At 52.6% G+C, this 16821-nt stretch carries 4 protein-coding genes and 1 pseudogene; 2 read left to right on the top strand and 3 right to left on the bottom strand.

Annotation, left to right across the window (positions count from 1 at the left end; all coding sequences use genetic code 11):
• Positions 1-67: 67 nt before the first annotated feature.
• Positions 68-2446 (bottom strand): NERD domain-containing protein/DEAD/DEAH box helicase, encoded by a 2379-nt coding sequence (locus tag ACOI8A_RS22365; RefSeq protein WP_420650753.1) that lies wholly within the window; start codon positions 2444-2446, stop codon positions 68-70.
• A 307-nt stretch (positions 2447-2753) separates the two neighbouring features.
• Positions 2754-6764: a hypothetical protein gene (locus tag ACOI8A_RS22360; protein WP_420657818.1), complete on the bottom strand. Its 4011-nt coding sequence runs from the start codon at positions 6762-6764 to the stop codon at positions 2754-2756.
• 583 nt (positions 6765-7347) lie between these two features.
• Here ACOI8A_RS22360 and ACOI8A_RS22355 point away from each other — a divergent pair.
• Both ACOI8A_RS22355 and ACOI8A_RS22350 read left to right on the top strand, forming a co-directional pair.
• A pseudogene (locus ACOI8A_RS22355) lies at positions 7348-8076 on the top strand (TIGR03747 family integrating conjugative element membrane protein).
• Positions 8077-8140: 64 nt separating this feature from the next.
• Positions 8141-11770, top strand: a complete 3630-nt coding sequence (locus ACOI8A_RS22350; RefSeq protein ID WP_420657817.1) for a hypothetical protein — start codon at positions 8141-8143, stop codon at positions 11768-11770.
• A gap of 707 nt (positions 11771-12477) precedes the next feature.
• Here the strand turns inward: ACOI8A_RS22350 and ACOI8A_RS22345 are convergent.
• Positions 12478-16494, bottom strand: coding sequence for a helix-turn-helix domain-containing protein (locus tag ACOI8A_RS22345; RefSeq protein WP_420657815.1), 4017 nt, complete (start codon positions 16492-16494; stop codon positions 12478-12480).
• Between the last annotated feature and the right edge of the window lie 327 nt (positions 16495-16821).

The following is a 16821-nucleotide window of genomic DNA, read 5'->3' as shown; positions in this document are numbered from 1 at the left end:
TACATTGGTGGCATATCTGAGGGCATGCTTTGAATGGTTTGAAAAGGATGCCCCCACCTTTACGAGGCTATTGAGAATCGGTAAGCCGGTACTTTCCGGCCTCAATCTTCACAATGAGCTTCTGCCCACAGAGACTGCCTATCGCGCGGCCCGCAAGGCTCTCGATGGAGCCATCTAGGTCACTGGTTACCAACCCATCCCGCAACCAATGCACTACCTCGGATTTGGTGGCAACGGTCGCATCATTGCGCATCCGAAACTCGACGATCGTAGTGGCGAGGAATAGGACAGGGACTTCACTAATCCCATGCACTGGGTCATTAGAGCGCGGAAATTGAAAATTGCCGACCAGTGCGGCCACCTTGATTAAAGACTGCCCGCGCCTCATTGATCGCGCAGTACCCAATTCAACCGCCTGCTGGGCGACCTCAAAAACCTTGGCCTCGTCCAATGGCTCCGCGAGGCAAGTCAGACATGCGCCGTACATGTTATGCGGTGTCATCGTATTGCATTCGGTGCAGGGCTTGAGATAGCCCTCTGTCAGTTCATTACGCACAACGTCGATTCCAGCTATGGGAAGACCTGTCGATAGCGATATCCACCAGCCCCAAAGCTGAACTCCACGATTGCTCCACCTGGCGCCGCCTTCATATACCCACCGCCTCCATCGGCTTGCGTAAACAAATCCTTCGCCGAAGATTTCGTGTCTTCCGTACAAGTCGGCGTATTTTCGCATTCTGTTAACGATAAATCGTGGGGCCGGAGCACGGGCATCCTGATCGAGCACTGGTTTACGATCAATATTCCCCAAGCCTTTGCGCAGGAAATCTGATTTTACGCTGCTCTGACCCACAAGCAGTTCGATAGGCACGATGACATAGGCACGAGTGGTAGCTCGCCCGAGAGCGCAAGCCAATGTGATGTCATCCATTTCGAAGCCTGCTATGACGATGACGACTGGCGCCTCCATACCGCGATACGCCGAGATCGTGGAGCGTGGAACTTTGATCTCCTCAAGCGACGAGGAGAACTGACTTAGCACGATCAAGTCCTCGTTCATCACACCTGATTTAGCAAGGCTCGCCATCATGGTCTGGATTGTCTTGGAGACATCCCAGCTAATGCTTCTGGACAAGTCCTCCACGGAGATCGGCCGAGGGCAATTCACCTCATGTCGTGGCGGTAGCATCTCCATCATCGTCTGAGTGATGCCTCCGGGATTCCGGTAGACCGTTGCCAAATAGAAGAATCGCTCGCCATAGGTATCCTCCAGAAATCGATAGGAACTGCCTTTTTCGATCCCGGGTAGTACCTGGAGCTCATCAGCAAAAACGAACTTGCGTGCGTTGGCGAAATGGTCGCGCAGCGCCAAGTGATCGGCCTCATTGAGCGCCTGAGCCTCATCGACGATCAACGCCGCGTACTGTTGATCTACCGACCCATGCAGGGCTAGGTGATGCTCGTCATAGTTGGGCTCGCCGGAGCTGTTTTCCCTGTTCCGCTTGCCCTGGGACTCGCAGTAGGAATGAAAGGTTTGAACAGTCACCGCCCGGCCAAACTGGCTCAATTGAGCGGCCACCTTATGCGTAATCTGGCGGTTCTTCAGAAGGAACAGTACCTTGAGGTCCCGAGCGACAAACTGCTCAGCAAGAGAACGCGCTATCAACGTCTTGCCGCTGCCCGAAAACCCCGCGATCAACCTTTGATCAGAGTCGACGCACAATGCCACCTGATTCGCCTGCTTTTTGTCTAATTGAAGCCACAACTCGCTGTCCGCAACGATTTTCCGGCCAAGAGCCCCTTCCCGTAATTCCCGCGGCCAGACGGAGTCGAGAAACTGTTTGATTTCATGGCTGAAATTATCCTTGATGTCGTAGTTCAGTGCGGACTTCCAGTGCTCCATCAATTGCACGATGCGCGAAGGCATGTCCTGACAGTGCTTTTGGAGGATTAGAATACCGTCGGGCAACTGCCGGTCGAGCGGCACGTATGCACTGGCGATTTGCGAGCTCTCCAGATCGAAGTCTGGAAAATGCACTGCATAACCGACTGGGCACTTCATCTGCCACGATTGCAACATATCGACGAGGACGAAAGCGTTGTCCTTGATCTGATTCAGAGGATCGATTTCATAACCGTCACGTTCGTGAATGAATCGAACGCCCGACGGCTGATACAAACCTGACTTCGTCTCTATGCAAAGCATACCCAGCTCCGCATGTAAGATTACGAAGTCCACCTCGCCAGACAGGTGCCTTCTCTCTAAGGAAACTCGCAGGTAGCCCTGCAGATCCTGCGAGTACACCCGCTTTGTCCGGCCGCGTAGCCAAGGTAGCGAATGGATGACGACAAACCCATCGTCAAGTGCCGCTAGTTCCTGAAAAAGCGTAAATTCGCCTTTGCTGCGGAATTCCGCATGATCGAGTGCTGGAAAGAATTTGGCCATGGATGGAAGAAACGCTATGTCAGTTGGGGCATAGTAAGGCACTGGATGCACCCGTGTCCTCTCATCCACCAACCTATCAATGGCACCGCTCCGATTAGACTAGACCGGGCGGAAATTACCGAGTCGATAGTCACGTTGTACCCTAACCACCTTGGGGTTCATCGTTCGGGAAATGGATTCGCTATCGAGCACGTTGGTGACTGGTTGCAAATCGACTCTACAACGTCGTCATCAAGGCTGGAACGGGTGGAGAAATCGAGTCAGTGAACCGCTGAGCGGTCTAGCACCCGACACATTTGACGTAAGACTAATTTTCCTCAATACGATCCTTCAGCCACTCCCCTACCCGCTTGCGAACTCTGACATCGCCAAGGTCCTCAAGCACGTTAGACGGTAAAAGTGTGCCGTCGTCATCAAGTAGTTTGCGAGCCGGGTGACCATCGTCCAATAGACCAAGTAGCCCCGTAGCCACTGCACGATCACGACTCTCCAGCTCGTAGGCGCCCAGCAGCAGCAAGGCTCGGTGTGCCTGAGACTTTCCAATCTGCTCAAGAAAGGCGGCAGCCTCAGCGACAGGAAAATGCAGGCTCACCAAAGCCGTAAGTGAAGCAGCTAATGTTGCAGATACCCTCATCAACCGCTTGGGGGTGATCTTATTCAGAATGTCTGCTTCAACAAAAGGCGCCAAAGCCAATGCCTCCACAGCGTCGGCACGGCCCCACCACGTGAGGTTTTTATCTGTGCATATGGCCCAGATCTGTCGGCGAATCTCGGCATCACAGAAACTGGCGGCAGCAGTGAGTGCTATACGACGTAGGAACCTGTCTTCGGAAGCTCTCGCGAGGTCTATAAGCTGCCTACCATACTCGAACGACAGCTCACCGTACCCCTCAAGCGCAACCACCGCCGCACGAGCGATCCCGTACGACGTCGGCTCGTCATAGGCAGGATTAGCATCGGAGCAGCGATCGTTCGACAGGTGCATCAAGACCGGCAAATAGTCCTGTTGTGGTCGACGACTCAGTTCGTTGACGAGCGCAAGACGCACGCGGCTTCCACGATCACTTTTCAGATCGAGCAACTGTGGCGGCAACGGATCCGGCAGCCTAGACGCCAGGTATTCGAATGCAGCACACCGTGCATCGGCACGCTGATGCGTCAGTGCATGCCATACCAGCGGCTCACTGTCTATTGCGATCGCAGCATTTGTTGCTGCAAGTGCGCTCCCCGCCTCCGTGCTTTCATCCAGCCAACGCTCGATAGTAAACACCGGCACACAGCCACTCGCGATCATGATCGGCACAATGTGGGCCAGCACAGTCAAAGAACAACTCGACGCAGCCGACTCCAGCAAGGACAGGGCGGAAGGCCCAACATCTTGTGAGCCATTCGTAGCGCACAGAGCCCCCAGTATTTCGGCGGCCTCCGGGAGGAGATAGCGCAGCTCAACGAGCCTCCTCTGCTCCTCCTCCTTCGCCACCACACTCAGGTCCACCAAAAGGTGAACGAGGGCCGCTGGCGAACTCAGGGACGCCTTGAGACACTCAACCAGGGCTATGGCGGCCGCAGAGTAAGCACAGAGCATCAACGCCTTGCGGAGGTGTTCATCTTCAGGTGAGGAAAGTAGCCGATCCAGCAACGGCTTTTCAAACGAGGGGCGCCAACGGGTGTAAACAGCTCTCCACGCCGTATCCTCTTTTTTTGCGCCTACGGCAATACTCAAGACACTGAGTAGCTCATCCTCACTGACATTTTGCCTGGAGTCCGAAATACTGCTCGCCCATGCGCCGACCAAACGTTTGGCATGCGCATGTTTAGCCAGATCCTGCCAGTCTCCCGAAGCGCGCTTGGTAGAGATGTAGGTAGCCACGAAGATGCGTGAAGCCTCGCCCTCGTCATCCGGTAGAGAGGCGTACCATTCTTCATACGCAGAGTCGCGCTCTCCATCTTCGATGGCCCTCCATTCCTCTGCATGTTGCTCATATGACAACTCTAACGCGTCGAGTTCTGCCAGCGCTTCGACCAGTACCGCCTCGTAGCCCGGCAAGTCTCTTATTGCTCCCGCGGCGATCACGCGAGCATTTGAGTGCAGAGGTGTACCGATGACTTTGTGCGCAACCTCAATAAAAGCGGGTGCCAGCCCAGTGGTGACCCGATCAAGCTCAAGAACGAAATGCCGGCTGTAGTTTTCTAAATCTTGTGCCAACTGCTCTCGAATGAAACGGCCCACGATCACTGCGGAACGGGGATCAGCGCTCACTTGCTCGTACCACTTGTCGCTAAACTCCGGCGGCGTCCAATTGTCGATCAAAAAGCCCTCGTTTCCTCTTCTCCCTTTGAGTATCCATCGTGCAACCTCTGAAGGAATGGAGTCGACCGATCCGATATCGGCGGCGAGCTCTAGCAGCGGCATAAATTCGGAATGAGGATCGAGAAGCGACTCACTAAGCCAATCATCAATGGCGCTTCGACTGGCTTGCGCCGCTTCAAATACGCCATGACTGTCCTTCAGGTCTTGGCTGAAACTGAGCGCTTTGCTCAAGAGACGCGCGGCGGTCTCCAGTCCCCAAGCACGTTGATCGCCGGACAATGAAACCAGAGCGGATAAAAGTGCATCGAGAGCATCTTCGCTGCGGTACCAGTTTTTTTTGAGAAACGCCGCAAAGCCTGCACGAACGCTCGTATGGGAGAAGGTGACCTTACGGTTGGGCTGGCGTAAATGCCGAGCAACAATCATCCGATCAACAGCACCGTCCAATTGCGCTCCCAAGGGAGGATCAATGCGGCGCAATCGGCGCACGACAGCACTCAGTTGTTCTCGGTCGAAATGACCACGCGCCGCCACTAGCCCCCACACAACAGCCGACAGACCTATTTGGTCTACCGCTTTCAAGTACTTGACGACAACACCCTCGACCGCATCGCGATGAGCCAGGCCCAGTAGGCGGTGTAAAAGCGTATAATCCGACTCGTCTGCCTCAGGACCTTCAGAGAGGTTCGTGAAAAACAGATCGAGTTCCAGTGGCGTCTCCAACGCTGCGAGCACTTCGCGCTTGAATTCCAGAGCTTTGGACTGCAGAGGCGTGGCGATCGCTGCCATGCGTTTCTCATAGATTTCAGCCAGTTGGCCGTCGCTGTAGTGATCAGCATCGAGCTCCAGTGACCATCGTTTAAGACCCCGCTCCGCCTCAGCCTCCCTCATTACATCAGCACGTGACGTGACCACGTACTGGTTGCCAGCGCGTGCACCAGGTAGCAACTTGGGCAATTGCTCCGTCCAACTCTCAGAACCCGATCTGAGGCTATACTGCCCCCAGGGGTCCTCCAGGTAAAATAATGTGGGACCTGAATTGACCAGGCGTCTTGTAACTGACGGACCTTCGGCAGGATTCACCGTGACGACATCAAGGCCTGGCGCCGCTAACCGGGCCCGCTCACACAGCGCAAGTGCAGCAAGTGTCTTGCCCGTCCCGGAAGGACCGGTAATGACAATGGCGCCTTGCTTACGAAAGTGGGACAGCATCGCCTCAAAATTAGAGGGTTCGACAAACGCGTCCAGCTCCGCCGCACTCGCCAGAAAGCCCCCATGCTCACGTACGATGGCCAGTAGTTCATCGCGAGTCCAGACCCCAGGGCCTGTGCCACGCATGCGACGGAGTGACTCTGACCTCAGCTTCTCACGACACGCCTTCAGGCGAGAGTGAGGAATGCGCAGCAAGTCAGACAGGATCTCCCTGATCTTGAACTCTATGAGCTCGTTAGTAAGTCCTCCCCAGATGGCTACACGACCCTCTGGGGTCTTCGTCAGTGTCTGTCTGAGTGAGGGTGGAAACGAAGCCGGATCGGGTTTTTCCTCAAAATCCGAGACGAGCAGATCGCGAGTAACACCTGTCGCGTCTGCGTTGGTCACCAGCAGGAAATGGGTGTCGGGATCATCAAGGTGATGCTTGGCAGGCCGTCGTTTTTTACCGTGGTTGAGCAGGCTGGTGAAGTCCGCAACCGACCAAGGATCACCCGAACAAAACTTCACCTGCATGACCAACTTGTACCCGCTGGCCAAGGATGCCTTAGGGACCACCGGACTCGGTTCAAAGGGTTCTAAATCAGCCTCCAGATCCTCTTCATTGGCAGGTTCCAAAGTCAGGCTCGTGGCAGATTTAGTAATCAGCAGCAGCCGAAGAGCCGCCAGCTCCGATACATTGAGCTGATAGTCATAGCCTGCTAGTGCAGCGACGGCTCCCGCCGAGGAGCTTGCGTTGCTGCTCGTGGCGGTATTGTTCGATGGCATGGCCTTGGCAGGATGGCTATCCAAGCTCATATAGTGTCCTTTAGTCGTTTATGGCTACGTCGTCCCTCTTCCGAGCTAAGCAGACAGCAATGAACTGCCGGCATCATCAAAGTGTTTGGCGACAACCGGTGAGGCGAAATATGGCCATTCAGTATCACAGGAATAACAATCTAACGGAACAAACCTGCTCACCATAAAGCTCTATACCAAGCCTGACCAAGGTCCCGCTGCCTGTACGGCAGTGAATTCTCAACAGATCCTTGCTGACATCAACAGTAATTTCTGAGCTGCCTATACGGCAGTGGCTCCCCACTCTCGTGGAAGCCTCTTTTGGGCCTTTCCCTGGTCGAGCGATACCGTCAGGCCAATCAGGTTGCGGAGGCGGAAGCTGCGTTACTCTCAGTCAAGGAGGACTTTTTCCAGATCGCCACTATGCGCAGGCTACACCTTGACCCTGCTACTCCTGTTCGGTGGCGGGAAATCAACTAACCAAGGTTGGTGGAGCAGCACCAGCGGTGCTCCGACGGTCGATTTCGATCCCGAAATGCCTCCACCAGGGCGCAGACGCTCCTAAATGAGCACGCAGTGAGCAACCGGATACTCTGGAGCCCGTATGTTGACCACCCCAGCCAGCCCGCCTCCTCCACAGCGAAGTCCGGGGCTCATCTTCGGCATGCTCGGGCTGTGTCTGCGGCTACTCGGCCTGCTGCTCGCTTCGCTGATGTTTTCCATCGTGCTGGAGTTCGTGGGAATGCTGTGGTTCTGGCCCGAGCAGGGCTGGTATCACAGCCATGCCATGTGGCTGAGTGAGCTGGGTTGACTCAGTGGCCATTTCAAGAATTCACTGCTTGTGCAAGAACCCGCGCAAGCGACCGCCAAGGTACTCGAACACCTGAACGATTGGGTCGTGGTGCGCTCTGGATGGGCGAAATCGGACACCCAGCTGAAACTGCTCAGTCGAGAAGCGTCACTGCAGGGGCAGTTCGCGCAAGCCTACGTTGTGATGCAGGACTACCTGCTGCCAGCCCTATTCACGATCTTCACTTTTGTGGTGCGCTTGGCGGTGCTGACTCTGGCTATGCCTCTGTTCCTAATTGCGGTGATCACCGGTGCCGTCGACGGTTTGATGCGACGTGACCTGCGTAAATTTGGAGCTGGTCGAGAAAGCAGCTTTGTCTAACATCGAGCAAAACGCGCACTGTTGCCATTGATGGTGAGTCCATGGGTGATTTACCTTTCCCTACCTTGCTCGTTGAATCCCACATGGGTGCTGCTGCCGTGTGCTGCATTACCTGGATGCATGGTGGCGATCACGACTGCAACGTTCAAGAAGTACCTCTGACTGGTAGCGATGTCGTGCGTCTAGCTTGGACGTCAAATGTTTCTTTTTTCACGGTGTTTAACATATGGAAATGAGTTCTGATACTGAGCGTAGTTTATCCCAGATGAACGATGCCGCGGCCTTTGAGCGTTTAGCCGCAGCCGTACTTCGAGCTGCGTCCCCAATGGTTTACGGAAATCTGTCCCATCCCGGCGTGAAACCTGGCGGCAAGACCGTGAAAGCCCCCTTTGATAATGTAGGCTGGCTACTAATGGAGTCCCCGCCCCGGTTTGTTTGCGCTGCACACACCACGGAGCAAAACGATTTGAAGGGCAAATGGCTCCATGACCCTGCCAGAGTCATACCTAAAAAGCCTGGGAGTAAGCCAACCAAGCCTGCCGGAGACTTGATTAAAGGGATTTCTGAGATTCGAAAACTCCGTGAAGAGCACCCAGAGCTCGCTGTCACATATGCCTTGACTACCAACTGTGAACCATCGGTGGATTTACGATCATCGGTAGAAAGCTTAGCGAAATCAACTGGAATCCATCTTGATATCTGGAGTGTTTCTAGAATCGCCCATTTCTTAGACACGGACCCTACGGGTCAAATAATAAGACGCAACCATCTCGGCGCTCCCGTTAAATTGCTGTCCCGTCAGCTTCTGCTTCAGATAGGAAGGCGTAGTTTGCAGGACCACCTTCCGTTTGACACATTAGAAGTAACTATTCGACGTGAGAACTTTAACCTAGAACGTACCGACACATTGGTGGTCGGAGCATCTGGAATGGGAAAAACAACCTCCTGCGCCACTGCCTTAGATTCCTATATCACTGATGGACTGCCCGCCATTGTACTCAAATCGGAATTTTTACTTGGCGCTGCCAGTATTGAAATTGCTTTGGAAGCTGAGCTTCGTCGCCAGGAACCTGACCTAGAAGCTGGAGCAGGCAGAAAAGTACTACTGCTTTGCATGAAAGAAGAGCCACTAACAATCCTGATAGAAGATGTGAACCGCGTAGAGACTCCGGCGTTACTGCTAAACAAAATTTTAGGCTGGACTCGTGCAGCCGCTCGATCTTGGCGAGTCATTCTTCCTATTTGGCCTCAGCATCTTGACGTGATCGAAGATAAAAAACGCACTTTAGAAAACGTAGACCTTATATACGTCGAAAAATACACTTCCAGCGAAGCGATCAAAGCGATCTCCAAACGGGCCGACAGGTCTCACGTATCAATCGACGAGCTCCACATCCAAACTTTAGCAGATCAACTCGGGCATGATCCATTTTTGATCGGCATCTACGACATGAAATCTACCGAACCTCCTGCCGATGTAATTAATCAATATATTGAAGACCATATAAAAATTATCGCCAACCGTTCGCACTGCATGCCGATTGAACTAACCCACACCATCAATAATTTACTTCACGCCATGCTACAGCACGGAGTCCTTTCACCTAACTGGAGCCAGATCACCTCATGGATCCCGAACAGGGACACAATTAACCTCTTAACAAAAATATCTCTAGAAGGAAACCTATTACGCATAAACAACACAAACACAGACGGCACTTTAGAGTTCAGGCATGATCGTTTGCTGCACAAACTCCTCAGCGGAGCTATCACTGAGGCAATTGGCTCGGAGGAATTCCCTCACTACGTTACCGACCCATTTTTTTCAGAGGCGACCGCAGATGCGATAGTTAAAATAAAACTTCCATTATCCAGACTTTTGATTCTAATGGACTCTACACCTGTAACGGCAGCTCATGCATTGCGTATTGCATCCGAAATTGATAGCGACTACGCTGACACCGCAGCCGAAGCGTTATACCATTGGCTACACTATCGTTCTAACGACGCAGATTTTTCCAACCAAAGATACGCAATCGCCCGAACACTTAGCGAAGTAAGTTCCACGCACGTCTTATCGCTTGTAAGTTCTTTCGGTAGAGACGATTATTTTTGGCATCCCCTGCTTGCGGCAGCTTTTAAGAATGGTAATTTCAGCGCAGGCTTTACTCTCTTGCAGCTTTGTGAGCTAGGCACTGCGGGCAGCACAATACAAAACCTTACAAACTCCGTCCTTAATAGTTATCGAGACGAACTTCTGCCAGCAATAAAAAGAGAACTAGGCCATTGCCACGAAAAAGTTTTTAACAGCAAAGTCGGAGCCTTGCGACTCGCAGGCTATATTGGCTGTAGCTCTCTTGCCGAATCGATTCAAGAATGCTGGGACCAAGATCGCAGTAAGATCGACTGTCTATCTTCATATATATTTGCCGCAGCCAGGTGTAGCGGAGACAACTCAGAAATAACTCTGGGGCCGATTTGCGATGCCTGGGAGTCTCTCCCAGACGAGACCAACTCAACTATGGGACAGCCAGCCGAGCGAATTGCTGCTGAAAATGTGGCATGGGCATTTATAACGTACACACCTAGCAAAGCAATACAATACTTTATTTACAGATCGAAGCGTTCTGAAAAGCTTCGATGGCCGATAACTTACATGTTGAGGGCCGTGGATCATCCAGACGCAGTAGAACACTTAGCACGCTACTCAGCAGAAAACTCCAACTTTATCGACCCTAGAATCTTAAAGTCTGACTGGGAACGTGGAGGGCGAAACAAAGGCAGAAAAATGTCGATAGAATCTAAAGATCGACTCATGTCTATAGCATGTAACGTTGAAGAGATCGAGAGTATCAGACAGGAGGCATTCGCTTTTTGGGCATTAACCCTTGAAGACCGTGACCTCAAAACTGCACGTACGATTCGTCCGGAAAGTCCACTTTATGAGCGAGCATTGTGGGTACGGGCACGAATGAAAGACCAATCTGTCATTTCAGAGCTTGTTAACAAAGTCCCAGAGGACCCAGTCTATTGGCTTCAAATCGAGCGTTATCTATGGTCGGAAGAGTTGACGGATACCCTTCCGCCACTCCTAGACAGGTTAGCAGAAAGCCCAGAAAGCTTCTCAGATCTAGAGTTTTCTCTCGCAAGGGCACTTTACAACGTAGACCCACACAAAGTCACTTCCATGTTGGAGCCACGCTGGGCCAGCCTTAAATCCAAGCCAATGATTGTACAAATACTGCTGTTAATGAGCGACGCAGCAACCGCAAAACTGGCACAAGCTTCTTTCGACTCCTCTCCACACCCATGCGAGCTTTTAAGACACTTCAGCCTAAGCTCATTCAAATATTTGCACAGAAAAAACCCGAACCACAATCAGAAAACAGCGCTGAATAATATTAAGCCCTACCTCAACCATTTCACCAACAACGAGTTAGTACTTTTAGCTCATGAATGCACCAAGGGCGGATTGACAGATTTTCGCACCAAGTACATTGACCCCATCATTAACTCAAACCCATACGCCCCAAAGCCACCTTCCGAAAAAGCGGTTCACACCCAAACGTTGGACCTTGCCCTATTAAACGAACCTGGCACAATCGTGAATCGTTATCAGTGGCTAGGCAGACAGCTGGAAAATGGCATTCCACGCACTAAAATCATAGACGAACTACTCGCCTGGCTAAAGCTCCACCCTGAAGATCGAGCACTATTTATTGTCGGAGACATCCTGAGCAACGAGGCTACACGCTCAGAATTTTATATTTTCGAAACAGTATTTAGAGAGCGCAACACATCCGCAGAATACGTCAACTCAATCCGATTCGATGTTTTTAGCCGAACTTTAATATGACCATACCACGATCTGGATTAATCCAATCAACACCTTAGCCATTTCTACCGGACTGGCTCGCATCTGCAGTCCTGCTTATAGGACTGCATTTCGATAATCGCAGCTGCTGATTAGGGATTACCTTATCTGCATACAGTAAGATGCTAGGGCTTGCGAGCCTCGCTGTGCCCTGCGTGTGGCCAGAGTATCCATAACGTGAGCCTACCAGCGGGAGATTTTCACTGTGATGGCGAGGATTAGAGGATTTGTAGCCGCAGAGGCGACTCAAGGAGGTTGGATGCCCATGTTACGCCTGAACATCTCCTATGCAACTTAGTTCACGCGGCCATGTCAGTTGTCATGCAATCACTACCCTGGCTCGTTCTGGCGAGGTCAACTCAACGAGGCAGATGTACAGTTTTTGGTGAGAACCATGGACCAGGGGCAATACACCATAGTTGGAGGGCTGGGCCTGGATAGCATTGACGTCGCCCACTCAATCATCAACAACTCGCCTAAGCCCGCGTACTTAAGGGATTGGCAGTGATCGATACGTGCCTTTACCGTCTGTTTCACCGTCATTCGCGCGCAGCTTTGCTGGCGGGCGCTATGGAGCAATTTGCAAGGCGAGGACGCTAGCGACAACATGGTCGATCAACGAAAAGGATACAGAGAGCGAGGAGCCTTCGCCTAGTTGGCTCACTTGAGGCATCCCAGATGTATCGCCATTACTCGTCCTCCAGCTCCATCGCGCGCTTTTCGTCTGCCTGCCGATCTATGTTGTCCTTGGCGTGCTGAAGCAGTTCCCCGTACAGCCTATACGCTGGGTCCATCCTGCTCATACCTTTGAGGGTCTTTTCTGCATGCTCCCTAAGTGCCAAATCCTCACTAAAGGGCTCTCCAGCCAGTCCAGATCTTCCGCCAGATACGGCGGATGACCATAAAGCTGAGGAGATATCTCTTACGGCCTTCTCGCTAATAAGCTCCGCCTGACTCAATAGCTCTCGAACAAAGGACGTCTCCTGAATCACGAACGATTGGTACGCACTTCGTAATGCGCTTGCCACAACATTTACGTGCGCCTGGCCACCGCCTTTAATTAGCAACAGCAGCAAATCGAGCACCTGCTGCTCATACTTACCGCAAAGACCCGAAACACACGCACCTATATCTATAGTCAGCTTCTCACCCACCTGACCATCCACGGCCCAGGTAAGAAGTTCTTGCAATAGGCGATGCCCATCACGATGCGCTAGAAGACCAAGCCCTGCACCACTACGATCCCTGCGCATTGATCTATACCCCAAGCAACGACCAACAGCTTGCAATCTACCCTTCATCATCTGAACCACGTCTGCGGGAACCACCTCAACAGCTTGCTTGAGAAACTCGACCACCCAATGATCATCAAGCTCAGTCATCCGCTCTAGCGCTCTCAAAAGAATTCGCCATTGGTCAAAACTGATACTTCCCGCGGGGAGGATGCTACGGCTCGCCAAGAGCATGAAAAAATCATGGGTAGCCTGAGGAGAGACAACCATATCGGCGGTACAGATCATCTCTACCGCTAGCGCTGGTTTACCCTTGGCAATCTGGCGCGCGATAGATGCAGAGTTGCGTAAAACAGAAGGGTCATTCGACTGAAAAATGCGTCGCAAAACCGGCAAATCAGCATCAGTGAAGAATCCATCGGCCTGACGTGCATATGCATCCGAAACCATTTCCCAAGCACACGCCGAATCAGCCCCTAACAAATCAGCGATAAGACCGTGACGGTTCTGATCTGCTATGAGGACGCCCAGAGCAGCCCCTGAAAAGTAATTCAAGGGCGACTGGGAGCTCGACTGTCTGGCCATGATCGCTTGAGCAAGATCTGCACGCCCCTGAAGCAAGCGATTCACAAAAACATACGAACTCCCCCACCCGTTACCTGCGACGTGACCAATCTCACTGAGCCAATGATCCAAGAACTCGTACAGATCCAGAGCATCGGGAAACTCGGCCGTAAGATCCGCTATCAAAGCGAGAGTCTCAGCTTCGTGGGCCTTGTACTCGAAAGACTCGCCACTATCCCACGTCTGATGCCCCCACGCGTCACCAATGAGCCTTACCAGTCGACTCGGCAGGTCACGACCCAACAGCCCAATTACAGCTCGCGCACTAGAACGGCATGCTTGATTCTCGTTATAGAAAGCATGCCAACTGACGGATATCGCTGTTTGAACCAGAACAGCCGGATGAACCGGAGCATTTTCGAGCACAAGACGCACGCGCTGAAGTAATTCAGCGTGAGCAAAGTCCCACGTTTCAAGATCTTCGCCGCCATGCATAGGGCCGCGAAGCGCCTCAGAAAGCAAACTGGAAGCAAGAAATGCCTTCCGGTGTGGGCCTTGCTCTAGGGAGCTGACCATGACATCGATCACTCTCGCCCGTACGCTCTTGGCAAGCTCAAAATCCAGCTTGTATCGAGTAATTGTAAAACTCCGATTACTCGAAGTGACCTCCTCCATCTCAGTACCTAACGCCCCTTCTAATATAGTGAAAGGTGTGTAAGTCCCGGACAAGTCCACAGGGCGCTCCAGCAGTTCAGTAGCAAAAGCTACCACTTGCTCCACATAAGCCACTGGCTTGTTAGGTGAGAACTCAGCAAGCTCTCTCAGAATTCGTATTCCGTGGTTCGGATGCGAGTTCAACGCACGGGTGTCTCCTCGCCCCGCCCGCCATAGCAACACACACCCTTCTTCCAAAACTTCCGGGTTGAAGACAGCGTTGCGAATCATCCCGCATACGCCGCCGTCATCCCCATGACCTTCCTCTATAAGCCGCTCAGCGAAGTTGAGTGCCAGCCGCGGCTGATAGTAAGCCACGGCCTCGACGGCATGAACGTGCGGATTATGGTACTCCCCGTGCCATTGGAGCTTTCGTCCAATACTGGATAGCAATGTGCTGCCCTCTGGATCACCATTCCGCAAACGCCAGTCAAGACGCCCTAGGTTGACTAATAGATATTTCAGGTACTCAGAGTCAGCGAGCTCGAAAACACGCTCAACTTTGGGGGTTACGGATCCATCAATACCAATAAAGTTGCGCTGGATGACGGAGTCAGCCAGCAGGTCCGGAGCCAGCCGGTGACGAAGACCGCGCTTAAAGAGAACTCCCCCCTCACCGAGGAGACGAAGCAGGCGCTGAGCATCCTCATGCCCCAGCCCCTCAACCTCCTGCAAGATCCGGAGGAAAGCCGGATCATCGAACACCACAGGCTGCAGCAATGCGACCATCTGAAGAACGGCTTGAAGCTTGGGTACGTCCTGCCCAGTCACAATTTTGCCAGCAATAATATCTTCCAGCCTGGCAAGCACATGCTCCTGAAAGTTCTCGCTGTTGCCAATCAACGCCGGCGCTACATTCTCCTTGGCGACTATCTGAGCAGCTAGCACGGTCACAAGTGGCGTGGGGTATGTCAGTTCCGTAATGATATCTGCCGCCTCGATCGGTCCGCCCGAGGCTTGCAATACCTGCAAAGCAAGGATCTTTGCATCCTGCTTAGTACGCGGCCTCAACTCCACACTCGCTACCTGAGGGCTATCCATAGCTACAAGTGAGGCTTGATTACGAACCATAGCTCGACCGTATGGCCGCAATGAAATCAACAACCTTGCCCTGTTCTCTGCCACTGACGCATACCGCATCAACTGGGCAAGATCATCACGATCATGGGCATCGTCGATAATTAATAGCTTCGCATCGCCCCCCAACTCGTCTAAATGTTGTGCCTTGACATCTTCCGTCGGAGAAACAAAAAGAATACATATATCCGGCCGCGCCCCTCGCACCCTCTCAACAACCTCTCGTAGAAGTCGAGTCTTCCCGTTCCCCGGAGCCCCCAGAAGCATCGTAACCAGGAGATTGTCATCGAGAACATCTGCAGCCAGCCTTTCTAACTCTTCCTCCCTGCCTACTAAAGTCCAGGCATGATTAAAGAAGCGACTATTATCCGTGAAACCCTTAAAGAACTCTTCGACCCTCTGAAATGGCCCCGACTCCGGCTCACCAAGAAGTGCCTGGCGTTGCCCTCGAAAATAAATGTCGACCAAATCCCTTCGATCAACCATTGATAGCTCACGGAATTTTGCTGAGATATCTATCCGATCCCACAGCTCCCACCCATCATACTGAGCAATTGCCTGGCGGGCTTTAGGACTTGCGATATTGGAAAGCAACAGCACCTTGAGATCTGACACATAGGTGTGTTCGGCCACAGCATCGTGGACTTTTTGCGCCCCAAATTCTTCTACACGCTTGCATTGAAATGTATGCACGAAAGTGCTCCCACGCACCTCAATATCGATACCGTATTGTTTGCTGCCATTACCACCAAAGCGATTTACTACACCGGCACGACTACGGTAGTACCGGTGAAGAAAATCAGCACTAAAGTTTTCGAAGCTGTCAGGTCGCAAAGAATGCACTGGAAGCGGAACGTCATAGGTCGGCGCACCTTCAGGCTGACTGCTGACTGGAGCAGGCTGTACATATCCAGCAGCGGCAGCCATAACGCTCAACTCCGCCTCTAGAAGAGCAGCGAGGCGAGGCAGCTCTTCCGCCCTCGGACGGGACGCACCCTTCTCCCAGCGACTAACCGTCTGCTGAGTGAGGCCTGCACTGGTAGAAAACTCCTTTTGCTTCCACCCCTTAGCGCTTCTGAGGGTAACAATGAGCGCTGCGAACTCGGGATACTTGACCATGCCACCCTCCAAAATTCAAAAACACATTAATTGTGTTTCAGAATAAGCGAGAATATGAAAACGTAAAGATCACCTAGGATACGGGCCTGCTTACAGCCAAGGCTGAATATCTACTCAGGTGCTCCTGGTGAGCCCTACGACCCATACGGTACGCTAGCTACAGATACCGCTAATCAAAGGGAGGGGGCATGGCATCGGCAAGACAGGATTTTGAACGCTTCGTGCACTGGATTTACCAGCCAGATAGGCAAGTTCCCGGCTGCGTGCGCCGCCTGGCTACTTTGGCCCTTGCTAACTTTGACGAATTGGCGGGAACCTCACGACAAC

It is taken from the genome of Pseudomonas sp. P4795 (genome assembly GCF_048822895.1).
Lineage (GTDB): Bacteria > Pseudomonadota > Gammaproteobacteria > Pseudomonadales > Pseudomonadaceae > Aquipseudomonas.
The sequence above is the reverse complement of the archived record's forward strand: the minus strand, read 5'-3'. Positions and strand labels throughout refer to the sequence as shown.

Bases quoted from the DNA above. Each gene is read 5' to 3' on its own strand.
- ACOI8A_RS22345 (WP_420657815.1), bottom strand. From the start codon at position 16,494: ATGGTCAAGTATCCCGAGTTCGCAGCGCTCATTGTTACCCTCAGAAGC.
- ACOI8A_RS22350 (WP_420657817.1), top strand. From the start codon at position 8,141: ATGGAAATGAGTTCTGATACTGAGCGTAGTTTATCCCAGATGAACGAT.
- ACOI8A_RS22365 (WP_420650753.1), bottom strand. From the start codon at position 2,446: ATGGCCAAATTCTTTCCAGCACTCGATCATGCGGAATTCCGCAGCAAA.
- ACOI8A_RS22360 (WP_420657818.1), bottom strand. From the start codon at position 6,764: ATGAGCTTGGATAGCCATCCTGCCAAGGCCATGCCATCGAACAATACC.